Genomic DNA, 26455 nt, shown 5'->3' with positions numbered 1-26455 from the left:
GAACGTCGGTGAGAGCGCAGGCCGAGGGGGCTGATGGGGTGTCGGGAGACAAGGATTCCGCTGTGGGCGAACAGGATGTACGAAGTAAGAAAAAAGCCGCACATCGCCTGCCGGGGGCGGCATCGGCCAAGCCCGCGAAGCCGGAGTCGCGTCTCGCGATGGTCCGCCGTGCCCGCCGGATCAACCGTGAGCTCGCCGAGGTCTATCCGTACGCCCACCCCGAGCTGGATTTCCGCAATCCCTTCGAACTCCTGGTGGCCACGGTTCTCTCCGCCCAGACCACCGACCTGAGGGTCAACCAGACGACCCCGGCGCTCTTCGCCGCCTACCCGACGCCTGAGGACATGGCCGCCGCCGTGCCCGAGAAGCTCGAGGAGATCATCCGGCCGACCGGCTTCTTCCGGGCCAAGGCGCGGTCACTCATGGGTCTGTCGGCCGCCTTGCGGGACGACTTCGGTGGAGAGGTCCCGGGCCGCCTCGCGGATCTCGTGAAACTGCCGGGCGTCGGGCGCAAGACGGCCAACGTGGTCCTCGGCAACGCCTTCGGCGTTCCCGGCATCACGGTGGACACCCACTTCGGCCGGCTGGTCCGCCGCTGGAAGTGGACCGAGCAGGAGGACCCGGAGAAGGTCGAGGCCGAGGTCGCCGCCATCTTCCCGAAGAGCGAGTGGACGATGCTCTCGCACCGCGTGGTCTTCCACGGCCGCCGCATCTGCCATTCCCGGAAGCCTGCGTGCGGCGCCTGCCCGATCGCCTCCCTCTGCCCCGCCTACGGGGAGGGTGAGACGGATCCCGAGAAGGCCAGGAAACTCCTGAAGTACGAGATGGGCGGCTATCCGGGCCAGCGCCTCAGCCCGCCCCCGGACTACCCGGGCAGTCCCGCACCGCCGCTCGGAGCCGGGTGAGCGGCAGACCTCCCATGGGCCGGGTGACGAGCGGCGCCCTCCCGTCCGTAACGGGGCCGGGGGGCGGCTGCCGGCCTCATCGGCCCGTGTGGCGGGTCCGCGCGGAACGAATCCGCGCGGAACGAAATAGCCGACGACAGGCGTTGGAAAGACGGGGGTGCCCATGACGCACGCACAGAGCACACGGGCCGCTGCCGACGCGGCCGCCACGGAGACAGCCGTGCCCGGCCAGGACGCGCTCACCGTCTCCGCCGACGGCCTGCCCGCCTGGCTCGAACCCGTGGCCCGGGCGGCGCGGACCGTGCGGGCCCAGCAGCTCAGCCGTTTTCTGCCGCCGGAGAGCGGGGCGGGCCGCCAGTCCGCCGTCCTGGTCCTGTTCGGTGAAGGCGAGCGTGGTCCGGAGCTGCTCCTGATGGAGCGTTCCGGCACCCTGCGCTCCCATGCCGGCCAGCCGTCCTTCCCCGGAGGCTCCCTCGACCCCGAGGACGGCGACCACATGACGACCGGGCCGCTCAGGGCCGCACTGCGGGAGGCCGAGGAGGAGACCGGCCTCGATCCGAGCGGTGTCCAGCTCTTCGGCGTGCTGCCCCGTCTCTACATCCCGGTGAGCGGCTTCGTCGTCACGCCCGTCCTGGGCTGGTGGCGGACGCCCAGCCCGGTGGGGGTCGTCGACCCCGCCGAGACCGCGCGGGTCTTCACCGCGCCCGTGGCGGATCTCACGGACCCTGCCAACCGTGTGACAGCCGTCCATCCGAGCGGCCACCGGGGCCCCGCGTTCCTGGTCGAATCGGCGCTGGTCTGGGGGTTCACAGCCGGTGTGATCGACAGGATCGTGCACTACGCGGGGTGGGAACGCCCCTGGGACAGGACCAGGCAGGTGCCGCTCGACTGGCACGCATGACAGGCTGGCTCCCCTGCTGCGCTGTTCCGGGCCTCGCCCGGACCCCGTCGAACCTGACGGGCCTGGTGACGAATCTGCGAGGCTATAGACGGTGAACGTGCTGGACATCCTGCTGCTCGTCGGCGCCGTGTGGTTCGCGGTCATCGGCTACCGCCAGGGTTTTGTCGTCGGCGTCCTGTCCGTGATCGGTTTTCTGGGGGGCGGCCTCGTAGCCGTCTACCTGCTGCCGGTCATCTGGGACCAGGCGACCGACGGATCGGAAGTCTCCTCCGCCGCCGCCATCGTCGCGGTCGTGATCGTCATCGTGTGCGCTTCCGTGGGCCAGGCGTTCACCACTCACCTCGGCAACAGACTCCGCCGCTACATCACGTGGTCGCCGGCGCGTGCCCTCGATGCGACGGGCGGCTCCTTGGTCAACGTGGTGGCCATGCTGCTGGTGGCCTGGATGATCGGGCTGCTGCTGGCCGGTACCTCGTTGCCGACCGTCAGTAAGGCGGTCCGCAACTCGTCCGTCCTGCTCGGAGTTGCCCGGGTGATGCCCCAGCAGGCACCCACCTGGTTCCAGGACTTCTCCTCCGTCCTGGCACAGAACGGCTTCCCCCAGGTCTTCAGCCCGTTCGCCAACGAGCCGATCACCGAGGTCGAGCCCCCGGACCCGGCCCTGGTGGGCAGTCCGGTCGCCGCCCGTGCCAAGAAGTCCATCGTCAAGGTGGTCGGTATGGCGCCTGGCTGCGGGAAGGTCCTCGAAGGTACCGGCTTCGTCTTCTCCGAGCGCCGGGTGATGACCAACGCGCACGTCGTCGGCGGCGTCGACGAGCCCACCGTCCAGATCGGCGGCGAAGGCCGGCTGTACGACGCCAAGGTCGTCCTCTACGACTGGCAGCGCGACATCGCCGTCCTGGACGTCCCCGATCTCGAGGCGAGGCCGCTGGAGTTCACCGGCACGGACGACGACGCGGCGAGCGGCGACAGCGCGATCGTCGCGGGCTTCCCTGAGAACGGCGCGTACGACGTGCGCTCCGCCCGGGTCCGCGCCCGCATCGACGCCGACGGCCCGGACATCTATCACCGGAGCACGGTCCGCCGCGATGTGTACTCGCTCTTCGCGACCGTCCGCCAGGGCAACTCCGGGGGCCCGCTGCTCACCCCGGACGGCAAGGTGTACGGCGTCGTGTTCGCCAAGTCACTCGACGACCCGGACACGGGTTACGCGCTGACGGCCGACGAGATCCGCGAGGACATCGAGCTCGGCGAGTCCACGGCCCAGGAGGTCGACAGCCAGGGCTGCGCGCTCTGAGGTGCGGTGTCCGGCTCATACCGGACAAGCAGCCCGCACCTCTTCTGGCGTGCGTGACGCGGATCCCGGGGAGGGGAGCCCGGGTGGCAGCAGTGCCTCGGGCCGGTCCCAGTTCCCTGGAGACCGGTCCGGAGCCCGCCGTCGGCCGGCTCGGAGGGGGCGGCGGACGGCACGGGTGAGATGTCGGCGGGTGTGGCAGGCCGCCCGGAAGCAGAAACCTCCTGTTCCCGGGCTGCTGTTGCACTGATGCCACGCGGGGCCCTGGGTCTCAGCGGCCCCAGAACCGGCGCGTGGTGTGTTGTCCGGCCGTTTGTGCGTCACCCACGGGTATGGCGCAGGCGCGCCGAGACCCAGCGGGCCCGGCGGTGGAGAATACGCGGAATGCCCAGCCGGAGATCATGGAGATCGCCCATCTCGTGCACCCGGCTTGAGGAGTCGCCCCCCTCGTGAACGCTCGGACCGACAGGAGCGGTCGAGCGGCGGTTGCGTGCTACGTCATTGAAGTCGCGCGTCCAGCCCATACCTCGACGTCTGCCCGTGACCCAAGGTCGGTAATCGCGCGTGAGTCAGCCAATTGGCTTATGCGGCGGGCAATTGGCTGTTCGTCGGACACCCGTTCCCCTCGACTACCGGTCGGGCTCGGGGTCCTTGAGCCAGTTGATGAGTTCGGTCGAGAAGCCGACCGGGTCCTCCTCGTGCGGGAAGTGCCCCAGACCGTCGAAAAGTCGCCATCGGTAGGGCGCCTCGACGTACTCGCCGGACCCCGCGGAACTGCGGGTCCGGATCGCCGGGTCGAGCGAGCCGTGGAGGTGCAGAGTCGGGACCCGCACCGGACGCTTCATCCGCCGGTTGAACTGCACGCCGTCGGGGCGTGCCAGGGAGCGCACCATCCAGCGGTACGGCTCGATCGAGCAGTGGGCCGTCGACGGGATGCACATCGCGCGCCGGTAGACGGCCACCGTCTCGTCGTCGGGGAAGTCGGGACTGCGCGGCCCCGACCAGTCACGGATCAGCCGCCCGACCAGAGTCGCGTCGTCCGCGACGAGCTGGCGCTCCGGAACCCACGGCCGCTGGAAGCCCCAGACGTGCGATCCGGCCCGGGACTGCGCGAAGTCGGAGAGCATCGAGGAACGCCAGCGACGTGGATGGGGCATCGAGGAGACCACGAGCCGTCGGACCAGCTTCGGCCGCATCACGGCTGCGGTCCAGGCGAGATAGCCCCCCATGTCGTGCCCCACGAGGGCCGCGTCCGGCTCGCCGAGGGAGCGGATCACACCCGTGACGTCGAGCGCCAGGTTCGCGGGGTCGTACCCCCTGGGTGTCCGGTCGCTGCCGCCGACCCCGCGGAGGTCCATCGCGACCGCGCGGTAGCCGGCATCGGCCAGAGCGGTCAGCTGATGGCGCCAGGTCCACCAGAACTGCGGGAAGCCGTGCAGCAACAGCACCAGTGGCCCGTCACCGAGCTCGGCGATGTGGAAGCGCGCGCCGTTGGCCGCGACGTCACGGTGAGTCCACGGCCCGTCGAGGCGGACGGGGCTGCCGGAACCGGAGGCCGGTCCCGGCAGCTCCACCGGGCCTGATGCGAAATCGGGGTCGGTCATGTGGACGAGCGTGTCACAGGGAGCGCCTCGTCCTGGACAGGGCGGTTCTCGATGGCCTTGTCGGCGAGCGTGCTGCCCTGTGCCTGTTCGATCGCCTGCGCGCTGACGGAGGGGCGAGGATGCGGCTTGACGCCCTGCAGAACCGCAGCGGTCTGCTTTGCCGAAGCGATCGACTTCTCCGGGGGCTTGACCTTCTTGAACTTCGCGAGGCCGAAGAGGGCGAGCAGGATCCCGAGCAGGATGAACGCCCCGCCCACGATCAGGAACGACCAGGCGAGACCGAGCCCGAGGTTGTGGATGCCGTAGGCCGCGGCGAAGCTCAGCACCGGGATGGCGAACAGGATCAGCACTCCGGTGACGATGAATGCCACGCTGCCGATCACGCCGCGTTTGACGTCCTGACGTACCTCGGCCTTGGCCAGGGCGATCTCGTCGTGCACCAGCGCGGACATCTCAGCGGTCGCCGAAGCGAACAGCTGTCCGAGACTACGGTCGGTGCTGCCCGCGTAGTTGCCGGGGTCGCTCATCCCTGACTCCCTCTCCTCTTCCGTACATCCGATGTCAGATCATGCCGGACTGTCCGGCTTGCTGCTCGCTGCCCCCGCCCGTTCGGCCCGTTCGGCGAGGCGGCGGTGCTCGGCAGCCTTCCTCTCGTAGATCGCGGCCATGCGCAGGTGGTACCCCGGGTCGTCCTGCTCGTAGACGTCGGGCACTCCCGATTCGTCCGCGTCGAGTTCCTCGGCCTCGTACAGCGCCCTGTATCTGCGTACCCGCAGTTTGAGCAGTACACCGGAGAGTACGGCGGCGATCAGCGAACCGATGAGCACCGCGGCCTTCACTTCGTTGATCATGTCGTCCTCGCCCGAGAAGGCGAGCTCGCCGATGAGCAGCGAAACGGTGAAGCCGATACCGGCCAGCGTGGCCATGGCGAAGACATCGGCCCAGGCCAGGTCCTTGTTCAGCTCGGCCTTGGTGAAGCGGGCGACGAGCCAGGTGCCGCCGAAGATGCCGATGGTCTTGCCGACCACGAGTCCGAGCACCACGCCGAGCGTCTCGGGCCGCGTGAAGACCCCGGCCAGGGCGTCGCCTGTAAGGGTGACACCGGCGGAGAACAGGGCGAACAACGGCACCGCGATGCCGGCGGACAGCGGGCGCACCAGGTGCTCGATGTGTTCGCCGGGGGACCGTGTCTCACCTTCGCGCCGGGTACAGCGCAGCATGAGGCCCATGGCGACGCCGGCGATCGTCGCATGGACGCCGCTGTTGTACATCAGTCCCCAGATGGCCAGGGCGAGCGGCAGGTAGATGTACCAGCCCCGCACTCCCGTGCGCAGCAGCACGTAGAACACGGCCAGACCGGCGAGGGCGCCGCCGAGCGCGAGGAAGTCGATGTTCTCGGTGAAGAAGACGGCGATGATCAGGATGGCGAAGAGGTCGTCGACGACGGCGAGAGTCAGCAGGAAGGCCCGCAGCGCCGCCGGCAGAGAGGTGCCGATGACTGCGAGAACGGCGAGTGCGAACGCGATGTCCGTGGCTGTGGGGACGGCCCAGCCGGCGAGGGACCCTCCACCCAGCACAGCGGTCAGCGTGTAGACGACTGCGGGTACGGCCATGCCACAGAGCGCGGCGGCGACGGGCAGAGCCGCGGCCCGGGGATCGCGGAGTTCCCCGGCGACCAGTTCACGCTTCAGTTCGACGCCCGCGACGAAGAAGAACACGGCGAGCAGGCCGTCGGCCGCCCAGTGCGACACCGAGAGGTTGAGGCCCAGTGATTCGGGGCCGAAGTGAAAATGGCTGACGGACGCGTAGGCGGATCCGAAGGTGTTCGCCCAGATCAGCGCGGCGACGGCGGCGACCAGCAGAAGGACCCCGCCGACCGTCTCTGTGCGCAGCGCCTCGGCGACGTAGTTGCGTTCGGGGAGGGAGAGCCGGCCGAGCAGAGTACGGCGGTCGGAAGGAGGGACGGACGGGGTCACGAGGAAGTCCTCCGGGTCGGGTTACGGCAGTGGTGGCATGGCGGACACACATGCCGACCAGACTTCCCGGCGCCCCTGTGTACTTCTTCTATGAGGTTGTCGCTGGATGCTCGTGCGCGTTCCGATGTGTGCACCTGTGTGCACCTGGCGCGCTGACGATCGTCCACGAACTGACCATGCTACCTGGGGCACCGAAACGTGCCCGCGTCCTCCCGGGCCCTCAGCCCGGCGACCTGCACCGCCTGGTCCTGTCTCCCGGCGCCCGCTTCCGACCAGGGAACCGTGGCACCGCGCCGACGAACGGCAGAGGGCGCCCGGGTCACTTCCGGGCGCCCTCCGAGGACAACGGCGTGGAACGGGCCTTCGACCGGGACCCGTGATCGACGCCCCGGCGGCCCTCCCCCGACCGTCCTCCGCCGTCCTGCTCCTACCTGTACCGCCCTCAGTCCTCGGCGGAAGCTGAGGGGAGCTGGGTCTGGATGAGGGACATGACCGAGGAGTCCGTGAGCGTGGTGACGTCACCCAGCTCGCGGTTCTCGGCGACGTCACGCAGCAGACGACGCATGATCTTGCCGGAGCGGGTTTTCGGCAGCTCAGCCACCGGCAGGACGCGCTTGGGCTTCGCGATCGGCCCGAGCGTGGTGCCGACGTGGTTGCGCAGCTCGGCGACCAGTTCGTCGGAAGTGGTGGCAGTGCCGCGCAGGATCACGAAGGCGACGATGGCCTGACCGGTCGTCTCGTCGTTCGCGCCGACCACGGCCGCCTCGGCGACTGCCGGGTGCGAGACGAGGGCCGACTCGACCTCGGTGGTGGAGATGTTGTGGCCCGACACGAGCATGACGTCATCGACCCGGCCGAGCAGCCAGATGTCGCCGTCCGTGTCCTTCTTGGCACCGTCGCCGGCGAAGTACTTACCTTCGAAGCGCGACCAGTAGGTGTCGATGAAGCGCTGGTCGTCGCCCCAGATGGTGCGGAGCATCGACGGCCACGGCTCGGTGAGGACGAGGTAGCCACCCCCGCCGTCCGGTACCTCGTGTGCCTCGTCGTCGACCACCGTGGCGCAGATGCCGGGGAGCGCCCGTTGGGCCGAACCGGGCTTGGTCGCGGTGACCCCCGGCAGCGGCGAGATCATCATGGCGCCGGTCTCGGTCTGCCACCAGGTGTCCACGATCGGGCAACTGTCGGCACCGATGTGCTTGCGGTACCACATCCAGGCTTCGGGGTTGATCGGCTCACCGACCGAACCCAGGACACGTAGCGACGACAGGTCGAACTTGGCGGGGATGTCGTCACCCCACTTCATGAACGTACGGATCGCGGTCGGCGCGGTGTACAGGATCGTGACCCCGTACTTCTGGACGATCTCCCAGAAGCGTCCCTGATGCGGGGTGTCGGGCGTGCCCTCGTACATCACCTGCGTCGCGCCGTTGGCCAGCGGCCCGTAGACGATGTAGGAGTGGCCGGTCACCCAGCCGATGTCGGCGGTGCACCAGTACACATCCGACTCGGGCTTCAGGTCGAAGACCGCGTGATGGGTGTACGCCGTCTGGGTCAGATAACCACCGGAGGTGTGCAGGATCCCCTTTGGCTTGCCCGTCGTCCCCGACGTGTAGAGGATGAAGAGCGGCTGCTCCGCGTCGAATGCCTCTGGCGTGTGCTCGGCAGACTGCCGGTCCGTGATCTCGTGCCACCACACGTCCCGGTCTTCGAACCAGGCGGTGTCCTGCCCGGTGCGCCGGACCACCAGGACGTGCTCGACGCTCTCGATGCGCGAGACGGCGTCGTCCACGGCGGGCTTCAGCGCGGACGGCTTGCCGCGCCGGTATCCGCCGTCCGCGGTGATAACCACCTTGGCGTCGGCGTCCTGGATGCGGGCGGCGATGGCGTCCGCGGAGAACCCGCCGAAGACCACCGAATGCGCTGCGCCGATGCGGGCGCAGGCCAGCATCGCGACGGCGGCCTCCGGGATCATCGGAAGGTAGACGGCGACCCGGTCGCCCTTGCCGACACCGAGCTCGGTGAGGGCGTTGGCCGCGCGGGAGACCTCGTCCTTCAGCTGGGCGTAGGTGATCGCGCGGCTGTCGCCGGGCTCCCCCTCGAAGTGGATGGCGACCCGGTCGCCGTTGCCTGCTTCGACGTGACGGTCCACGCAGTTGTACGCGACATTGAGCTTGCCGTCCGCGAACCACTTCGCGAACGGCGGGTTGCTCCAGTCGAGCGTCTCGGTCGGCTCCGTGGCCCAGGACAGGCGGCGGGCCTGCTCGGCCCAGAAGCCCAGCCGGTCCGCCTCGGCCTGCTCGTACGCCTCCACAGTGACGTTGGCGTTCGCGGCCAGATCGGCAGGCGGTACGAACCGCCGCTCCTCCTTGAGCAGATTGGCCAGACTTTCGTTGCTCACGACATCTCCCATTCCCAGGGTGTCCGTTGTGTCCCGGAGGACAGCTCATCAGGCCGCGGGCCGAGTGACAAGTGTCTGCCGGGAATTGGTTTAGACCTGTGTCCTCCTGTAAGGAGCCACAGGTCCCGCTTCCGTCAGCAAGGCTGTGCCAGGCGAAAGCGGGACCACAAGGTCTCACGGACCGGGTGGGGCGGTGGTTCAGGCGCCGACGGGTGTACCGGGGGCCGCGAGCAGTGTCTCCGTGCCGGTTTCCGCACCCCACGCGGCGCCTGGGGCGACCCGCACGAAGACCTCGTCGGGCCCCGTTCCGCTGCTGGCGCCCTCGGTCAGCAGATAGGCCTGTGCCTCACCGACATGGAAGTACATGCCGTGCAGCTGCAGTGTGCCTGCGGCCAGTCGTCGAGCCACCGAGGCGTGCGCCCGCAGGTGCTCCAACTGCTGCACCACGTTGGTCAGGCAGAGTTGCTCCACCGCATCCGCGGGCAGCCGGCCGGCGATACGCGCCCAGGAGTGCTGACGGGAACGCATGCGCTCAAGGCTCGGCAACCCGTGCTGCAACCAGCGCAACAGAGGCGTTCGAGGCGTCTCGGGGTCGGCACCCAGCAGGGCCTGCATGGCCCCGCATCCGGAGTGGCCGCAGACAGTGATGGACTCGACCCCGAGTACGTCCACCGCGTACTCGATGGCGGCGGCCACGGAGTCGTCGGTGCTCGTCGCGCCGGTGTCGGGCGGTGGCACCAGATTGCCGACGTTCCGCACGGTGAAGAGATCGCCCGGGCCGCTGGCGGTGATCATGCTGGTGACCAGACGCGAGTCGGAACAGGTGAGGAACAGCTGCGAGGGCCGCTGGCCCTCGGCGGCCAGCCGTGCCAGCTCCTCACGGACCAGGGGAGCGGTGGTCCGCTGGAAAGAACTGAGGCCGCTGAGAAGCCGGTGAGCACCGTGCCGCTGCCCTGGGGAACCTCCCGAGGCTGCGTCAGAGGCGGCCTCCGGGGCGACATGCGGGGCGGGGTGGGCGGTGGTCGGTGGCTCGCCCTTCACACGGTCGTGGCAGTGATGGTTGCGCCACGGTGTCCAAGGGCGACAGCACGAATGGGCCGCCGACGCGGGCTCGGCGATCCGGCCACCGGATCGCCCGGTGAATTCGATCGTGCCGCCCAGCGCCGTCTGCGCCGTGTACCAGTCCTGGATCGTCTCGTACGCCGCGTGGTCCATGAAGGAGCCGTCCAACTCGACCACTGCGTCGACGCCTTGCGGGAGCCTCCCGAGCAGTCGACTGAGACGGGGAACGGCGAGGAACGTCAGCTGACCCCGAGCCGACACCAGGTAGCGGCCGTCCTGCTCCGTCACGGTGATCCGCGTGCGTGCCAGCCGGTGAAGGGCGACGGCCACCGCCACGACGATGCCGATCGCGACTCCCTCGAGCACCCCGGCGAAGACCACGCCGCTGATCGTCGCGCCGTACACCAGGAATTCCCGGTGTCTGTGGACCTTACGGATGTGCGCGAAGCTGACCATCTGGATGCCGACCACCATCACCAGAGCACCGAGCGCCGCCAGTGGGATCATCTCGAGGGCCGTGACGAGCAGGAGGGATGCCAGCAGCACCCAGACGCCGTGCAGCACGGTGGAGGCGCGGCTTTCCGCGCCCGCCCGCACGTTCGCGGAACTGCGCACGGCGCCTCCCGACACGGGAAGCCCGCCGGCAAGCCCTGACACCGCGTTGGCGACCCCCTGGGCGCGCAGCTCCCGGTCGAGGTCGGATCGCTTGACGGACCCCGGCCCTGCCGGCCCGGTGCTGCTCGCGGCCATGGACCTCTCCGCGGCCAGCTTGTCCACGGAGACCGCGGCGAGCAGGGATTCGAGGCTGGCCACGAGCATGACCGTGAACACCGCCGTCGCCAGCGCGGCCACCGGGCCCCGGGGCAGCTCAGGCAGCGCGTGCGAGTGCCACGACGGTAGATCCACCCGGGCGATTCCGGGGGTGGCCACGGCCGCCACAGCCGTCGCGATGACCACTGCGGCGAGCGCGGCAGGAATTCTGCGCAGTGTCGCTCCACATCGTCCGGGCAGGCGCGGCCACGCGACGAGAAGAACGATCGTCAGTGCTCCGATGAAGGGGGCGGCCGGCTCGAGCTCCGCCAGGTGGGAGGGAAGCGACGAGACGTTGTCGAGCGCCGAGCTCCGGGGTGCTCCTCCGAGGACGATGTGCAGCTGGGCGAGGGCGATGGCCACCCCGATGCCGGCAAGTGTGCCGTGCACGATGGCCGGGCTGACGGCAAGAGCGCTCCGGGCCGCCCTCAGCGAGCCCAGCAGGATCTGCAACAGCCCCGCGCCGATGGTGATGGCGCAGGTGGTGCGCCAGCCGTAGATCTGGATCAACTCGGCTGTCACCACGGTCAGCCCGGCGGACGGGCCGCTGACCTGAAGGGGGGTGCCGCCCAGCAGGCCGGCGACGATGCCGCCGATCGCCGCCGAGACCAGGCCGGCGGCGAGGGGGGCGTCCATGGCGACAGCCAGCCCGAGCGACATGGGAACAGCGATCAAAAAGACGGTGATCGATGCGGACAGATCCGCGCCAGACAGGCGGAGACGTCCGCGAGGCGGCGGTGGCGGACTGTGAGGACGCTTGAAACCCGAGGCGCGGGAAGGGCGCGAGCTGCGGGATGAGTGATCGTTGCGGGTGGGGACGCAGGCAGACATGTTCCCGTCTCCTCCGGGGCAGCGCGGTCGCGGTATGGGAATGACGGCGGCCGTGGGTCACGGCGTGCAGCGGTGGGGTACAACGGCGGGATTTCTCAACTCTCCGTAAACGAATCGTAATGGAGAGTAAAGAATGGTGTCCATGTTTTCGAGCAAATAGCCCTTTGCCTCACTCGTTCAAGTGAATAAGCAGCTTTTCATCCGGCTTGTCGTACAAATCCCGGCAGTGCTGTGTGTGAGGTTGACCGCGCCGTGTCAGCACGTCAACGCACGAATCCTGCAAGGAAGAGGGTGGACGGATGATGGCCGCCACGAAGAGGATCGCCCTGGGTGCCGTGGTCACGGCGCTGATCGCCGGCCTGGCCGGCTGCTCGGGTCCCGGAGGGGGGTCCGCTGGCCCCGCTCCCGGTGCTGGGGAGAAGTCGGCTCCCGGTGCGGAGGGGAACTCCCCGGCTGCCGCGCCGAAGGGGGCGGTCAACCTCATCGGCGACGGTTCCACGGCCTTCACGGGGGCCCAGCCGAAACTTCCCCGCGCCAAGCGGCTCAAGCCCGGCCAGAAGCCCCCGCAGTTCGTGGTGTTCTCGTGGGACGGGGCCGGCGAGGACAGCCAGAAGCTGTTCTCTCACTTCCGCGCGGTCGCGAAGAAGTACGACGCCAGAATGACGTACTTCCTCAGCGGGGTGTACCTCTTGCCCGAGGAGAAGAAGGAACTCTACGAACCGCCCCAGCGTGCGGCGGGCCGCTCCGACATCGGGTTCAACGACGCCGAGGGAATTCGCGACACGCTGACGGAGCTGCGTGCCGCCTGGCTGGACGGCAACGAGATCGGAACCCACTTCAACGGTCATTTCTGCGGACCCGACGGTGTCGGTTCCTGGTCGGTCGAGGAGTGGAAGAGCGAGATCAGCCAGGCGAAGTCGTTCGTGAAGAGCTGGAAGACCAACGCCCCGGCCCTCAAGGGCGAAGCGCCGCTGCCCTTCGACTACGAGAAGGAGCTGATCGGCGCCCGAACCCCCTGCCTGGAGGGGCAGAAGAACATGGTCGCGGCAGCGCGGACCATGGGGTTCCGATATGACTCCAGCGGCGTCGGGAACCAGGTCTGGCCCGCGAAGAAGGAAGGGCTCTGGGACCTCCCCCTGCAGCTCGTCCCCGTGCCGGGCCGCGCTTTCGAGACGCTTTCCATGGATTACAACTTCATGTTCAACCAGTCAGGGACCACGCAGGGAGACCCGGACAAGCACCAGTACTGGGGCAATCAGATGCGGGACGGTCTGCTGCAGGCATTCGACCGCGCTTACAACGGGAACCGCGCTCCCCTGATCATCGGCAACCACTTCGAGTCGTGGAACGGTGGAACCTACATGCGCGCGATCGAGGAGACGATCAAGACGGTGTGCACCAAACAGGATGTGCAGTGCGTCTCCTTCCGCCAGCTCGCCGACTGGCTGGATGCCCAGGACCCGGAGATGCTCGCCAGACTCGGGACGTTGAAGGTCGGCCAGAAGCCCGAGCCGGGCTGGACGGCGTTCCTGGCGGGCACGACTCCGGGTAAGGCCGCCGGCAGCCCCGTGCCTGCCAGGCCGGCGGACCAGCCTGCAGACAAGGGCTCCGAGGGGAACGCGGGCTAGGTTGTCCTGGCCGGGGAGCCGTTCCTTCCGGTTCAGGCCGGCTGGCTGGCCCCGACCTGCCCGCAGTGCTCATGCAGGACGAAGGCGGGGTCGACCTGGGCAGCCAGGTCGGCGCCCGTCTTCTCGTTGCCCCAGCTCTCCGCGTTCCTCAGGTGGAAGTGCACCATCTGGCGCGTGTAGCGCTCCCAGTCGCGCAGCTCGTAGGAATCCTCCGCGGTGTCCTGCAGAGCCTGCAACGCCATCCGGTTGTCCGCCTCCAGCAGGTCGAACGGGGCCGGACGGCCCTTCTCCATCGTCCGCACCCAGTCGGACTGGCCGACACCTACCAGCAGATCGTCACCGACCTCCGCGCGAAGGAAGTCGAGGTCGTCGGCCCCCTGTACCTTGTTGCCCACCACCTTCAGCGCGATCCCGAAGTCCTGCGCGTACTCCTTGTACTGACGGTAGACCGAGACGCCCTTCCTGGTCGGTTCGGCGACCAGGAACGTCATGTCGAAGCGCGTGAACATCCCTGAAGCGAACGAGTCCGACCCCGCTGTCATGTCGACCACCACATACTCCTCCGGGCCGTCGACCAGGTGATTGAGGCAGAGCTCGACTGCCCCGACCTTCGAGTGGTAGCAGGCGACCCCGAGATCGGACTCGGTGAACGGCCCGGTGGCCATCAGGCGGATCTCTCCGTCATCGAGACGCACCGTACGGGCGCAGGCCTCGTAGACCGGGTTGTCCTCGCGGACGCGCAGAAGCCTGGATCCTTCCCCCGGCGGTGTGGTCTTGATCATCGTCGCGGAGGAGGTGATGCGAGGGTTGGTCCCGCGGAGATAGTCCTTGATGAGAGGCAGCTGGGCGCCCATGGCGGGCAGGGAGGCGGCCTCGTCCTCGTCCAGGCCGAGAGCGGCTCCGAGGTGCTGGTTGATGTCGGCGTCCACCGCGATGACATGGGCTTCATTGGCGGCGAGGTGGCGGATGAAGAGCGAGGACAGCGTGGTCTTGCCGCTGCCGCCCTTCCCTACGAAAGCGATCTTCATGTTCACCTAGGGTAGCGGTGTAATCGCTCAGTGCTGTCATCCTTCGTGAAGAAGACCACTCGCGGGCGGTATCCGTACCGGGGGCGCGTAGCCTCCTTACTTATGAGTACGACTTCCTCGGATCCGCTTGCCGCCCTGGGTGACCTGCCGGGCGTCGCCGACGCGGTGGACTCCGTACGCAAGGCCGTGGACCGGGTCTACGGGCATCGGGTCATGCGGCGCCGCAGTAACGAGGTCACCGCGGAGGCGGCCTTGCGGGGAGCTCGCGGTTCGGCGGCGCTCGCGGGGGCCGACTGGAACCTGGAGGAGGTGCGTCGGCGTACGGACTTCAGCGGTGAGAGCGAGTCCCGTGCCATCGGTGCGGCTCTGAGGCTCACCGCTGAGGCGGGGCAACTGCTCTCCATCTGGCGGCAGTCGCCACTTCGGGTGCTTGCCCGGCTGCATCTCGTGGCGGCGGGCGGTGCGTCTCCGGACGACGCGGTCGGCAGGCCGCGACTGGAGGGTGAGCCGGTCGACGAGCCGTTGATCGAGGCTCCGGTCCCGAGCGCGGGCGAGGTGTCAGGGCGCCTCGAAGGGTTGTCGCGACTGATCATCGCCGGCGGTTCGGCGCCCGCCCTGGTGACGTCCTCGGTGGTGCACGGTGAACTGCTCGCGCTGCGCCCCTTCGGCTCGCACAACGGTCTGGTCGCCCGGACCGCCGAGCGGATCGTGCTGATCGGCAGCGGCCTCGATCCGAAGTCGATCTGTCCTGCCGAGGTCGGTCACGCGGAGCAGGGGCGTGCCGCTTATGCGGCTGCGTTCGAGGGATACCTGTCGGGCACGCCCGAGGGGATGGCGGCGTGGATCACCCACTGCGGGCGCTCGGTGGAGCTGGGTGTCAGGGAGTCCACGGCGGTGTGCGAGGCGCTGCAGCGAGGCGCTGCGTAGAGGCCTGTCGACTGGGCCCGGTGGGACGAATTTCCGCTCGCATGCCCATGTGGGACGAGGGCGTGGCGCGAGCAGGGTACGGGCCCCGGACAGGGTTGCGGCGGTACCGGTGCCGGTACCGCCGCTGGCATGTCCGCCCAGTTACCAAGCGTCCTCGATAGGTGCCCATCAGGTCGGGTTCCTTGCCCGTCACCTGGTGCGGCTGGCCCGTAATCGACGGGTCGACGTCGCGTGGGTGCTCGACTTCCATGCGCGGTCCGTGGGGCCTTCTGGCGTGAAAGGTGATCCTCTCGGATGTCCTTGGTCTCGCGGGCCGTTGAATCCTTTGTACTCCTGCAGCCGGGCAAGCGGAAGACCTGCCCTCACTTCTTTACTTTCATGTTCAAATACGGTCAGGTCGGACATCGGTACGTGGGCGTGGCCGGCTGAGCGCACAGCTATGACGCTGCTGGGCCGCGCGCAGGCGCGGCTCGACGGTCAGGCCACACCGTCAGGTGGTGAGTGCGGAGGCGCGGCGACGGTTGGCGTACCAGACCAGGCCGGCTGTTACTGCGGCCGCTCCCAGTGCGGCTGCGGCAACGAGCGCCGGCCGCGGAGGCATCGAGAACGCGGGCAGGCGTTGCTTGAGCCTGACCGGGCGGTCGAAGACGAGAATCGGCCATTCTCGGAGGAGAGCTTCGCGTCGCAGTGCCCGGTCGGGGTTGACGGCGTGGGGATACCCCACGGACTCCAGCATCGGCACGTCGGTGGCGGAGTCGCTGTACGCGTAGCAGCGCGAGAGGTCGTAGCCCTCCGATTCTGCGAGAGCCCTGACGGCCTCCGCCTTGGTCGGTCCGTAGGCGTAGTACTCGATCTCGCCGGTGAAGCAGCCGTCGTCGCCCACCACCATCCGGGTCGCCACGACCCGGTCGGCGCCGAGGAGTTCGCCGATCGGCTCGACGACTTCGGCGCCGGAGGTCGACACGATGACCACGTCGCGCCCGGCGGTATGGTGCTCCTCGATGAGGGTGGCGGCCTCGTCGTAGATGATCGGATCGATCAGGTCGTGCAGGGTCTCGGCGACGAGGTCCTTGACCTGTTGGACGTTCCACCCCTTGCAGAGCGCGGAGAGATACGCGCGCATCCGCTCCATCTGGTCGTGATCGGCACCCCCGGCGAGGAACACGAACTGTGTGTACGCGGTGCGCAGTACGGCACGGCGGTTGATCAGCCCGCCTTGGTAGAAGGACTTGCTGAAGGTCAGAGTCGACGACTTCGCAATGACCGTCTTGTCCAGGTCAAAGAAGGCTGCTGTGCGAGGCGAGAAGCAGTTTTCCACAAAGGTGAGCATAGGGGCCCGCCATTCGGCGTAAAATCCGGCAGGCGGGTTTGCTTGAGAAGGCGCTCGGGTACACCATGGAAGTCACGGATCGTTCGCGACCGTGCTAACCCCGGTCCGACTCCTCCCCCCCCCGAGTCGGCCGTGGGGACGACCCCCGCTCTCCCCCCCGGCGGGGGTCGTCGCATGTCCGGATGCATTTGTCCGCAGGCGCACCTGACCTGCCCTCGCGCATCGGTGCCAGTGGCGGCCCCTTCTGCACGTGTACTCCGATCATGCCTCGTCACCGTACGTAGCGGAAGGGCTGCGCTGCGAATGTCCCCTGTACGAGCTACCGGGATATTCACAACCAGGGCGCCGTCCACAGTTTTCGAGCAAGATCCACAAGTTTTCCCGTACCGATGCATGTTGATTCCACCCGCGAAGTCCGCGGGTTCCGGAATCGCGCATCTCGGAAGTGGGATCGCCGCGAAACCGCACTGATGGGGCAGTGGGAGAGGGCGGAGATCGTGGCTGGATCTTTCGCGGGCGAAGGCCCGCCGAGCGCCGAAGGGCGGCGGGACGGACCGCTGATCGTGACCGAGGACGCGGATTTGCTGGACGATCTCCTCAGACTGTGCGCGGCGGCGGGGGCGGTGCCCGAGGTGCATCACGGGCCGCCGGAGGCCAGAGGCGGCTGGGAGCGGGCCCCGATGATTCTGGTGGGCGACGATGCGGCGCACAGGTGCCGCAGGGTGTCCCGCAGGCCTGGTGTCATGCTCGTGGGCCGGGATCAGGATGATCCCGATGTCTGGCGCCGCGCGGTCGAGATCGGGGCCGAGTACGTGCTGAGGCTGCCCGACTCCGAGGGTTGGCTCGTCGACCAGATCGCCAATGCGGTGGAGGGCGTCGGCCGGCCCGCTCTCACTGTCGGAGTGATGGGGGGACGCGGCGGTGCGGGTGCGTCCACACTCGCCTGTGCGCTTGCTGTGACGGCGGCACGGTCGGGCCGACGGGCCCTGCTGATCGACGGTGACCCCTTGGGGGGCGGCATCGACGTACTGCTCGGTGGCGAGGAATCCGAAGGCGCGCGATGGCCTGATTTCGCCCGTTCGAAAGGAAGGTTGGGCGGAGGTGCGCTGGAGGAGTCATTGCCCGCGCTGCACGGCCTACGCGTGCTCAGCTGGGGGCGGGACGACCAGGTGATCGTTCCACCGCAGGCCATGCGGTCGGTGCTCGCCGCAGCCCGCCGGCTCGGTGGGGTGGTGGTCGTGGATCTGCCGCGGCGGGTGGACGAGAGCGTGGCGGAGGCGCTGGCGCAACTGGACCTCGGGCTGCTGGTCGTGCCCGGGGAGCTGAGAGCGGTCGCGGCAGCCCAGCGCGTGGCGTCTGCCGTTCGCATGGTCCTTGAGGACCTGCGGGTCGTCGCTCGGGGCCCCTACACGGCCGGCCTGGATGAGCAGTGGGTGGCGCAGGCCCTCGGGCTGCCGCTGGTCGGCGATCTGCCCCCGGAGACCGGGTTGCCATCGGCTCAGGACAATGGCGTGCCCCCGGGCGGAAGCCCCCGCGGCGCACTGGCCCGCTTCTCCGCGGCGTTCTGGGATCTGGCGGATGCCCCGGGCCGTGTGCACGTCCCGGCCCGGCCCGGTGGGGGAGGGGTGTCATGACCGAGGCCTTGCTCGATGCCGTGCGTCAGCGGCTGGCCCGAAGTGGTGCGGCCCCCACCCCAGCCGGAGTGGCGGCCGCGTTGAGGGAGCAGGGCCGTCTGCTGGGTGATACGGAGGTTCTCGGCGCGGCCGAGGAACTGCGGGGTGAACTGGTCGGTACGGGCGTGCTGGAGCGGTTGCTGGCGGACCCGGCGGTGACCGATGTGCTGGTGTCCGCTCCGGACAGGGTGTGGGTGGACCGTGGTCGCGGCCTGGAGCTGACCCGGGTCACCTTCCGGGATGCCGCGGCCGTCCGCAGGCTGGCCCAGAGACTGGCTGCGGTGGCGGGGCGCCGTCTGGATGACGCCCGGCCGTGGGTGGACGCCCGTCTGCCCGACGGGACACGTATGCACGCGGTCCTGCCACCTGTGTCCGTCGGCTCGACGTGCCTCTCACTGCGGGTGGTCAGGCCCAGAGCCTTCACACTGGCGGAGCTCGTCACGGCGGGAACGGTCCCGCCGGGCGGCGACCGGATGCTGAGAGCTCTGGTCGAGGCCAGGGTCTCGTATCTGATCAGCGGAGGTACCGGCGCTGGGAAGACGACTCTGCTGTCGAGCCTGCTGGGAGCGGTCGGTGAGCGGGAGCGGATCGTGCTGGCCGAGGACTCGGCCGAATTGCGCCCTGATCACCCGCACGTGGTGCGCCTTGAGTCACGACCCGCCAATCAGGAAGGCGCTGGGCGGGTGACGCTGCGGGACCTGGTGCGCCAGGCCCTGCGTATGCGTCCTGACCGGCTGGTGGTGGGGGAGGTCCGGGGTGCCGAGGTGACGGAGCTCCTGGCGGCTCTCAACACAGGACACGAGGGCGGGTGCGGCACGGTGCACGCCAACGCGGCCGAGCATGTTCCGGCACGGCTTGAGGCACTCGGGACGGCTGCGGGCCTCGATCGGGCCGCGCTGCACAGCCAGTTGGCCGCGGCGTTGTCCGTAGTCGTCCACCTCGCACGGGACCGGGACGGGCAGCGGCGACTGGCTGAAGTACACGTACTGGAGCGGGATTCCGCCGGCCTCGTCGTCACCGTGCCCGCGTTGCGGTGGGGCGTCGGGGGCTTCGAGGTACAGCGGGGATGGGAGCGGCTCCGGACGCTGATCGGAGGGGCTTCATGACGGCGGTGGGCTCCGACGCGCTGGCGTGGACGATGGCGGGATGCGCGGGCCTGGCGGGTGGGCTGGCCGTGGCGCGGGACCCGGGGGTGCGGAGGGCCCGGACACTGATGGCTCGGCGGCGTGAGGAGCCGTGGATGCCGCTCCTGCGCACCAGAGCCCGCGCGCACTTCGACGGGCGGCGGGAGTGGCTGTGTGCGCCGGTGGCGGCGCTCGTCGCGGTGCTGGGCGAGTCGGTGCTGCCGCTGTTGGTGGGAGCTTTAGCGGTGCCGCTTGTGAGGCGCTGGCTGCGGGGGCGGGCCCGGCGGCGTGAACGTGAAGTGGCGGCTGACGCGGTGACGGCGCTCTGTGGGGCGGTGGTCGGCGAGCTGCGGGCAGGGCGGGAACCCGGGCAGGCTCTGCTCGCCGCCGTGCGGAGCGCCGGCGCGTTGGGTGGTGCCGAGCCAGCGGTGCTGGCTGCTGCACGGTTCGGCGGTGATGTGCCGGGCGCGTTGCGGCAGGCGGCGGCAGGGCCCGGCCTCGACGGGTTGGCGGGGATGGCGGCCTGCTGGCGGGTGGCGGTGGACGGCGGAGCCGGGCTCGCGGCAGGTCTCACGCGGCTTGAGAGCTCACTACGGGGCGAGAAGCGGAGGCGGGACGAGCTGAGGGCACAGCTGGCGGGTGCGTGGTCGACCGTTGTGGTCCTGGCACTGCTTCCCGTGGTGGGGCTGGGGCTCGGCGCGGCACTCGGAGCAGATCCCTTGGGAGTTCTGCTGCACAGCCCGGGCGGGCTCGTCTGCCTCGTTACGGGCAGCGTGCTGGAGGCTGCGGGGTTGCTCTGGGCCTCCCGGATCGTGCGGGCGGGGGAGGCGGCGTGAGTGGGCTGCCCGGTGCGGCGGCGCCGTTGCATCCGGCCGGGGCGCTGGGGGCGGCACTGGGCACAGTCGCATTCGTCATCCTCGAGCTGATCGTACGGCGCCACGGGCGGACGATACGCAGGCGTGGGGCGCTCCTGACCGGGGCCTGGGTAAGCGGGCAGCGGCGGGAGTGGAGGGCCCTGCGGGTGTCGGGCGGGAGCGGTTTCCCGCACTGGGCGGTGTTCACGGCCGTGTGGGCAGCCGGCTGGGTTCTCGTGGGCGGGCCGGCTGGATGCGGGGTCGGTCTTGCGGCGGCTGTCGGGGTTCGGCGATTTCAGCGCTCCGTGAGGCGGCGTGGCTCCGCCGACCGAGAGGCCGAGGACGTCCTGATCGCCCGGCAACTGCCGATCACCGCGGATCTGCTGGCCTCCTGTATCTCTGCGGGTGCAGGGCCACGGGAAGCGGCGGAGGCGGTTGGGGAGTCCATCTCCGGTCCGGTCGGCGAGCGGCTGGCTCGCACGGCGGCCGAAATCCTGCTCGGGGGAGAACCGGCTGAGGCCTGGGGCCGGTTCGGGGAGTTGCCGGGCGCCGCGCCACTGGCCCGCTGTCTGGAGCGTGCCGCATCGACGGGCGCACCCGCGGCGGAGCCGGTTTCCAGGCTGGCCGACGAGATGCGCGCCGAGCGGACGAGCGCCGCTGTGGCGCGTGCACAGCGAGCCGGTGTGCTGATCACCGCGCCGGTAGGGCTCTGCTTCCTGCCCGCCTTTCTGGCGGTGGGAGTGGCGCCGGTGGTGATCGGCCTGGCGTCCGGCTTGCTGCACCGCAGCTGAACGGACGCCGGTCTCAGTCGGCCTTCGGACCAAGAAGACCGGCGCCGGAGGCCTGCTGAACGGGAACCGGCGGGTAGCGCAGCTGGAATCCGGACCGTGCCCTGGCAGGTCACCCCTGAGGGAAGCCCTGGCCGGTACCGAGCGGAGGGTGCCGGCATCCGGTTCGCCCGGAGCGCCGGTCGACGTTCCGGACGAGACCAAGAGACCACGAGACCACGAGACCACGAGACCACGAGACGACGTGGCGTTCTGACCATGGGGGTCCAGATGAGCATGTTGAAGGCGACGGAGCAGTCCTTGGGCACGATGTGTCGGGCCGGGAAGGCCTGGTTCGTCAGGCGTGCCCGGTCCAGCGTCCTCGACCGGGGGATGACGACGTCCGAGTACGCGGTGGGCACCATTGCCGCCTGTGCGTTCGCGGCGGTGCTCTACAAGGTGGTCACCAGCGGAGCAGTGTTGTCGGCGCTGCAGTCGTTGATCAAGGACGCTCTCGATGCGAAATTCTGAAGCTCCACCGAAGGGCCGGAGGGGTGAGCAAGGAGCGGTCACGGCGGAGGCGGCTATGGCTCTTCCCGTGCTGGTGGCGTTCGTCGTTGCCCTCGTCTGGGCGCTGGTGGCCGCATCGGACCAGATCCGCTGTGTGGACGCCGCGCGTGCCGGAGCGCGGGCAGCGGCTCGATCGGAGCCGGAGGGCGCGGTCCGGTCCGCGGCGCTGGAGGCGGCGCCCGGCAGGGCCCGGGTCGCCGTCGAACGGACCGGTGGACTGTGGCGGGTGCGGGTGGAGGCTCCCACGCCGGGTCCAGGGTCGCTGGGCCTCACCCTGAGTGCGGAGGCCGTCGCGGCGGCCGAGGACGTGGTGGGGACGCGGCCATGAGGAGGCCGGGAGAGGGCTTCCAAGTCGGAGACCGAGGGCTGGCGACGGTCTGGGTGGCCATCACGACGGCGACACTCTGTGCGGTGTTCGCGATGGTGCTGGCCCTCGGCCAGGCCGTGTCCGCCCGACACAGGGCGGGCGGCGCGGCGGACCTGGCCGCGCTCGCCGCAGCCGACCAGGCTTTGCGGGGAGCGGAGCTGGCGTGTGGGGCGGCCGGTGTGGTCGCCGATGCCCAAGGGGCGGAGATCGTGCGCTGCGACGTCGTGGGCGAAATCGCCGACGTGACTGCCCGTGCGCGCTTCGGCCCGTACGCACCCGAGGTCAGATCGAGAGCCGGGCCTCCGCACATATCGCCGCCTTCGTCGCGTGCGGCGGTACCGTCGCCTCCGTCGTCTCCGTCGCGTGCGGCGGTGCCGTCGTCCGTCGGCGGGCCCGCTCGCACGCGCGGCCTCACCCCTCTTCGCGTTTCGGCCGTGGGCCCTCCGGGTTCTCTGCCGGGTGGCCTTCCGCCGGTTCCGTCGGCGCGGTTCTGAGCAGTTCCGTCAGCAGACGTACGGCGCCTCGTTTGTGCAGAGGGTCGTTGCCGTTGCCGCACTTGGGGGACTGGATGCAGGACGGGCAGCCCGCCTCGCACTCGCAGGACGCGATGGCCTGACGTGTCGCGGTGAGCCATGAGCGGGCCGTGTGGAAAGCACGCTCCGCGAAGCCGGCGCCACCGGGGTGGCCGTCGTAGACGAACACCGTCGGCAGGAGGGTGTCCGGGTGCAGTGGGACGGAGACCCCGCCGATGTCCCAGCGGTCGCAGGTGGCGAAGAGAGGGAGCATCCCGATGGAAGCGTGCTCGGCGGCGTGCAGGGCGCCTCCCAGGATCTCCGGAGTGATCCGGGCGGTATCGAGCTGGTTCTCGGTGACCGTCCACCACACAGCACGGGTGCGCAGGGTCCGGGGCGGCAGATCCAGTCTGGTCTCGCCCAGGATCTCGCCGGTGATCAGGCGGCGGCGCAGGAAGGAGACGACCTGGTTGGTCACCTCGACGGAGCCGAAGCAGAGCCGGCCGTCACCCCAAGGGATCTCGGTGTCGGTCTCCAGCACGGCGATCGCGGTCGTGTCGCGGGCATTGGTCGAGTAGGGAGGGGTGGCTTCCTCCACCAGGGCCACCGAGTCCTCGAGGTCCAGCTTCCGGACCAGGTAGGTCCGGCCCTGGTGGAGGTGGACGGCGCCCTCGTGCACGGCGGTGTGCGCGGCCGATTCGTCAACGGTTCCCAGCAGCCGGCCGGTGCCTTCCTCGACGATCTGGACCGGGCGGCCTCCCCCACCGCGGATGTCGGTGAGGTCGGCGGCGCGTTCACGGCGGGTCCAGTGCCAGCCGGTGGTCCGCCTGCGCAGCAGCTTCGCGGCCTCCAGCTGTGGCAGAAGCCCGGGTGCGGCGGGGCCGAAGAGCGCGAGGTCGAATTCCGTGAGGGGGAGTTCCGCGGCTGCCGCACACAGGTGTGGAGCAAGGACGTAGGGATTGTCGGGGTCCAGGACGGTTGACTCCACGGGCTGCTGGAACAGCGCCTCGGGGTGGTGGACGAGGAAGGTGTCGAGCGGGTCGTCCCGGGCCACCAGGACGGCGAGGGCGCCCTGCCCGGAGCGTCCTGCGCGGCCCGCCTGCTGCCAGAGGGAGGCGCGGGTGCCGGGGTAGCCGGCGATGACGACGGCGTCCAGGCCTGAGACGTCGATGCCGAGCTCGAGGGCGGTCGTGGCGGCGAGCCCGAGCAGTTCTCCGGAGTGCAGCGCGCGCTCCAGAGCCCGGCGCTCTTCGGGCAGGTAGCCGCCCCGATAGGCCGCGACACGTCCGGGCAGGGAGCGATCCACCTCGGCCAGCCGCTCCTTGGCGATGACCGAGACGAGCTCCGCTCCGCGTCGGGAGCGGACGAAGGCGACCGAGCGCACGCCCTGGAGAGTCAGGTCGGTCAGGAGGTCGGCTGTCTCAGCCGTGGCGGTCCGGCGTACCGGGGCTCCCTTCTCGCCGTGCAGATCGGTCAGCGGCGGCTCCCAGAGGGCGAACACCATCTCTCCCCGGGGCGAGGCGTCGTCGGCGACCTCCTTGACAGCCAGGCCCGTGAGACGGCCCGCCGCGACCGAGGGTTGTGCCGCGGTGGCGGAGGCGAGGAGGAAAACAGGTTCGGAGCCGTAGCGGGCGCAGAGGCGGCGGAGGCGGCGCAGCACCTGGGCGACGTGAGAGCCGAAGACGCCTCTGTACGTGTGGCACTCGTCGATGACGACGAAACGGAGGGAGCGGAGGAAGGAGGCCCAGCGGGGGTGGGAAGGAAGGATGCCCCGGTGCAGCATGTCGGGGTTCGTCAGTACGTAATTGGCGTACTGACGCACCCATTCGCGTTCTTCCACCGGCGTGTCGCCGTCGTAGACCGCCGGCCGGATCGCGGAGCCGAGAGGTGCCGCGAGGGCCTTGACGGCGCGGCGCTGGTCGGCGGCCAGGGCCTTGGTAGGGGCGAGGTACAGGGCGGTGGTCCCACGGCCGTTCGGGGCATGGGCGCCATCGAGGAGGGTACTCAGTACCGGGGCGAGGTAGGCGAGGGACTTGCCGGACGCCGTTCCGGTGGCGATCACGACGGATTCGCCGTCCAGGGCGTGCTCGGCGGCAGCGGCCTGATGCGTCCACGGATGGTCGATCCCGGCCTGACCGATTGCCGTGATCACTTCTGGCCGGATGCGATCCGGCCAGATGGCATGGGTTCCCGCGCGCGGGGGCAGGTGCTCCGTATGAGTGATGCGCGTTGCCCGGCCCGCCGTTGCGGCGAGCCGGTCGAGAACCACCCTGGGAGAGGGGCGCAGGCCCGCGTTCTCGGGTGGTCGACTGGGGCGGTGATTCTTGGCCATCGGCACCGAGTGTGTCACTGGCGTGACGGACAATGGTCCCAAGGCGTCGTGCATGGCTGCTGGTAAGTGATTGAATGCCATCGCGGCTGGCGATCCGTCCCCTGGCCTCCGTCGGGGAGACCGAGGGGCGACCGCTCGATAGCAAGGTGCTGGAGGATCCGTGGACCTGTCCCTGTCGACTCGCAATGTGTCCGGGCCTGGTGGCGACCGTACGGTCGTCGAGGTCGGTGGCGAGATTGATGTGTATACCGCGCCCAAGCTGCGCGAGCAGTTGGTCGAGTTGGTGAATGACGGCAGCTACCACCTGGTTGTCGACATGGAAGGCGTCGACTTCCTCGACTCCACCGGCCTCGGCGTGCTCGTGGGCGGCTTGAAGCGTGTCCGGGCCCATGAGGGCTCACTGCGTCTGGTGTGCAACCAGGAGCGCATTCTCAAGATTTTCCGGATCACAGGTCTGACCAAGGTGTTTCCCATCCACACCACGGTCGACGAGGCTGTCGCTGCTACCGACTGAGGCGTCGGGTGCGGGTCGGCGAGTTCCATGCCGACAGGCACGTAGTGACAGACCGGCAGGCGGCAGCAGACGGGCCGCCACAAGCAGGCGGTCGGCCAAGTGGTCGGCTGCCGGCTTCGTCGGTCTCCGGAGGAGAATGAGAGCAGGGGTACCGGGCGCCACGCCCGGGCCCCTGAGATGCACACCCATACGTTCGAGGGGGATGGCATGCCAACCGTTGAACTCCGCTTCAGCGCTCAGCCTGAACACGTCAGGACGGCCCGCCTCGTGGCAGCCGCCGTGGCGCGCCGGGCCGGCGTGGACGAGGCGGTGCTCGACGAGGTCAGGCTCGCAGTCGGCGAGGCGTGCAGTCGCGCTGTCGGGCTGCACCGGAGCAATGGCATCACTTCCCCGGTCACGGTCGTCCTGACCGAGGAGGAGAAAGCGTTCTCCATCGAGGTCGGCGATGGGCTTCCCGCCCCGGGAAGTGCCGCCTCGGCGTCGGGAGCGCCCGGCGGTGGAGGCCCGGACGAGCCGGAAACCGACGCCGACAGCGAGGACGAGATGGGCCTCGCGGTCATCAGTGGCCTGGTGGACGACGTCGAGGTGAGTACGGGTGCGAACGGCGGAGTGATCCGTATGACCTGGCCGACGACTCCGGCCGTAGTTCTTCCTTGATCTGCCCGCGCGCTCCGCTCCCTTCCCGCCGGAAGGCTCTGACCTGGCCCGGCGCCTTCCGTTTCGGGGTGCAGTAGCTCTCCGAATCCGAAGTGGCCCAGCGCATTTCGTTCGGGCCGAGCTGTACCTCCGAACTGCCTCAGCACGTTCTGCCCCCCGCCCGCACGCCACGCGTCCTGACGGCTGTGGGGCTTCCCGCGCGCCGCTCGGTGCGGCTTCTTCTGCCTGAGAGGTCCAGGGCGTCTTGTGCGGCACCGTCCGCCGTCCGCCTGCGGCACCGTCCGTCGTCCGCCTGCGGCGCCGTCCGCCTGAGCTGCCAGCCCTGCCGGCTGCGGTGGTCCGTCCGTCCGGTACGGCCCTGCTGTTCCGCCCCGCGTGCCCGCTTCGGTGG

The 26455-nt window shown here is 69.6% G+C and carries 23 protein-coding genes; 14 read left to right on the top strand and 9 right to left on the bottom strand.

The genetic code is table 11. The annotated features are described in order from the left end of the window. Positions 1-62: 62 nt before the first annotated feature. The 3 genes from nth (at position 63) to ACHFIV_RS30650 (ending at position 3103) form a co-directional block, all read left to right on the top strand. Positions 63-905: an endonuclease III gene (gene nth / locus ACHFIV_RS30660; protein WP_398975781.1), complete on the top strand. Its 843-nt coding sequence runs from the start codon at positions 63-65 to the stop codon at positions 903-905. A gap of 163 nt (positions 906-1068) precedes the next feature. After that, positions 1069-1806 (top strand): NUDIX hydrolase, encoded by a 738-nt coding sequence (locus ACHFIV_RS30655; RefSeq protein ID WP_398975779.1) that lies wholly within the window; start codon positions 1069-1071, stop codon positions 1804-1806. A 91-nt stretch (positions 1807-1897) separates the two neighbouring features. Continuing rightward, positions 1898-3103 (top strand): MarP family serine protease, encoded by a 1206-nt coding sequence (locus ACHFIV_RS30650; RefSeq protein ID WP_398975777.1) that lies wholly within the window; start codon positions 1898-1900, stop codon positions 3101-3103. A 317-nt stretch (positions 3104-3420) separates the two neighbouring features. On the opposite strand, the gene ACHFIV_RS30645 is transcribed toward ACHFIV_RS30650, so the two are convergent. From ACHFIV_RS30645 to ACHFIV_RS30620, 6 genes are all read right to left on the bottom strand, one after another. Then, entirely contained in the window at positions 3421-3624 is a 204-nt protein-coding gene (locus ACHFIV_RS30645) for a hypothetical protein (RefSeq protein ID WP_398975775.1), read from the bottom strand. Between the two features lie 105 nt (positions 3625-3729). Next, positions 3730-4704: an alpha/beta fold hydrolase gene (locus ACHFIV_RS30640; RefSeq protein WP_398975773.1), complete on the bottom strand. Its 975-nt coding sequence runs from the start codon at positions 4702-4704 to the stop codon at positions 3730-3732. Beyond that, complete coding sequence (locus ACHFIV_RS30635; RefSeq protein WP_398975771.1) at positions 4701-5231, bottom strand: phage holin family protein; 531 nt, start codon at positions 5229-5231, stop codon at positions 4701-4703. The genes ACHFIV_RS30640 and ACHFIV_RS30635 overlap by 4 nt, the downstream gene beginning before the upstream one ends. A 39-nt stretch (positions 5232-5270) precedes the next feature. Further along, a complete protein-coding gene (gene nhaA / locus ACHFIV_RS30630) occupies positions 5271-6680 on the bottom strand; it encodes a Na+/H+ antiporter NhaA (RefSeq protein ID WP_398975769.1) in 1410 nt (469 codons plus the stop codon). Between the two features lie 442 nt (positions 6681-7122). Continuing rightward, positions 7123-9090, bottom strand: a complete 1968-nt coding sequence (acs, locus tag ACHFIV_RS30625; RefSeq protein WP_398975767.1) for an acetate--CoA ligase — start codon at positions 9088-9090, stop codon at positions 7123-7125. A 186-nt stretch (positions 9091-9276) separates the two neighbouring features. Next, the gene (locus tag ACHFIV_RS30620) at positions 9277-11781 is read right to left on the bottom strand and encodes a SulP family inorganic anion transporter (protein WP_398975766.1); all 2505 of its coding nucleotides are present in this window, start codon (positions 11779-11781) and stop codon (positions 9277-9279) included. A 299-nt stretch (positions 11782-12080) separates the two neighbouring features. Here ACHFIV_RS30620 and ACHFIV_RS30615 point away from each other — a divergent pair, with 299 nt between their 5' ends. Next, the gene (locus ACHFIV_RS30615) at positions 12081-13409 is read left to right on the top strand and encodes a hypothetical protein (RefSeq protein WP_398975764.1); all 1329 of its coding nucleotides are present in this window, start codon (positions 12081-12083) and stop codon (positions 13407-13409) included. A 32-nt stretch (positions 13410-13441) separates the two neighbouring features. Here the strand turns inward: ACHFIV_RS30615 and ACHFIV_RS30610 are convergent, their stop codons facing one another. Beyond that, positions 13442-14437 (bottom strand): ATP-binding protein, encoded by a 996-nt coding sequence (locus ACHFIV_RS30610; protein WP_398975762.1) that lies wholly within the window; start codon positions 14435-14437, stop codon positions 13442-13444. A gap of 102 nt (positions 14438-14539) precedes the next feature. Here ACHFIV_RS30610 and ACHFIV_RS30605 point away from each other — a divergent pair, with 102 nt between their 5' ends. Then, on the top strand, positions 14540-15364 hold the full coding sequence (locus ACHFIV_RS30605; protein ID WP_398975761.1) for an oxidoreductase: 825 nt from the start codon (positions 14540-14542) through the stop codon (positions 15362-15364). Between the two features lie 490 nt (positions 15365-15854). On the opposite strand, the gene ACHFIV_RS30600 is transcribed toward ACHFIV_RS30605, so the two are convergent. Next, complete coding sequence (locus tag ACHFIV_RS30600; protein ID WP_398975759.1) at positions 15855-16694, bottom strand: HAD family hydrolase; 840 nt, start codon at positions 16692-16694, stop codon at positions 15855-15857. A gap of 497 nt (positions 16695-17191) precedes the next feature. On the opposite strand from ACHFIV_RS30600, the gene ssd reads away from it, so the two are divergent. The 7 genes from ssd (at position 17192) to ACHFIV_RS30565 (ending at position 22543) form a co-directional block, all read left to right on the top strand. After that, positions 17192-18328, top strand: coding sequence for a septum site-determining protein Ssd (ssd, locus tag ACHFIV_RS30595; protein ID WP_398975757.1), 1137 nt, complete (start codon positions 17192-17194; stop codon positions 18326-18328). Next, positions 18325-19473 (top strand): TadA family conjugal transfer-associated ATPase, encoded by a 1149-nt coding sequence (locus tag ACHFIV_RS30590; protein WP_398975755.1) that lies wholly within the window; start codon positions 18325-18327, stop codon positions 19471-19473. Before ssd ends, ACHFIV_RS30590 begins: the two co-directional genes overlap by 4 nt. Beyond that, the gene (locus ACHFIV_RS30585; protein WP_398975753.1) at positions 19470-20327 is read left to right on the top strand and encodes a type II secretion system F family protein; all 858 of its coding nucleotides are present in this window, start codon (positions 19470-19472) and stop codon (positions 20325-20327) included. The genes ACHFIV_RS30590 and ACHFIV_RS30585 overlap by 4 nt, the downstream gene beginning before the upstream one ends. Continuing rightward, a complete protein-coding gene (locus ACHFIV_RS30580) occupies positions 20324-21136 on the top strand; it encodes a type II secretion system F family protein (RefSeq protein WP_398975752.1) in 813 nt (270 codons plus the stop codon). The genes ACHFIV_RS30585 and ACHFIV_RS30580 overlap by 4 nt, the downstream gene beginning before the upstream one ends. Before the next feature lie 306 nt (positions 21137-21442). Next, complete coding sequence (locus tag ACHFIV_RS30575; protein WP_398976584.1) at positions 21443-21643, top strand: DUF4244 domain-containing protein; 201 nt, start codon at positions 21443-21445, stop codon at positions 21641-21643. Further along, complete coding sequence (locus ACHFIV_RS30570) at positions 21630-22010, top strand: TadE family type IV pilus minor pilin (protein ID WP_398975750.1); 381 nt, start codon at positions 21630-21632, stop codon at positions 22008-22010. Before ACHFIV_RS30575 ends, ACHFIV_RS30570 begins: the two co-directional genes overlap by 14 nt. Beyond that, entirely contained in the window at positions 22007-22543 is a 537-nt protein-coding gene (locus ACHFIV_RS30565; protein ID WP_398975748.1) for an Rv3654c family TadE-like protein, read from the top strand. The genes ACHFIV_RS30570 and ACHFIV_RS30565 overlap by 4 nt, the downstream gene beginning before the upstream one ends. Here ACHFIV_RS30565 and ACHFIV_RS30560 read toward each other — a convergent pair. After that, on the bottom strand, positions 22461-24974 hold the full coding sequence (locus ACHFIV_RS30560; RefSeq protein ID WP_398975746.1) for a DEAD/DEAH box helicase: 2514 nt from the start codon (positions 24972-24974) through the stop codon (positions 22461-22463). The genes ACHFIV_RS30565 and ACHFIV_RS30560 overlap by 83 nt on opposite strands. 79 nt (positions 24975-25053) lie before the next feature. On the opposite strand from ACHFIV_RS30560, the gene ACHFIV_RS30555 reads away from it, so the two are divergent. Together ACHFIV_RS30555 and ACHFIV_RS30550 are read left to right on the top strand one after the other, a co-directional pair. Next, on the top strand, positions 25054-25407 hold the full coding sequence (locus tag ACHFIV_RS30555; RefSeq protein WP_003967428.1) for an STAS domain-containing protein: 354 nt from the start codon (positions 25054-25056) through the stop codon (positions 25405-25407). A gap of 207 nt (positions 25408-25614) precedes the next feature. Next, entirely contained in the window at positions 25615-26064 is a 450-nt protein-coding gene (locus ACHFIV_RS30550; RefSeq protein ID WP_398975744.1) for an ATP-binding protein, read from the top strand. Positions 26065-26455: the final 391 nt, after the last annotated feature.

The organism is Streptomyces sp. ALB3, from assembly GCF_044385685.1.
Lineage (GTDB): Bacteria > Actinomycetota > Actinomycetes > Streptomycetales > Streptomycetaceae > Streptomyces.
This window is presented reverse-complemented; position numbering and strand designations above follow the sequence as displayed.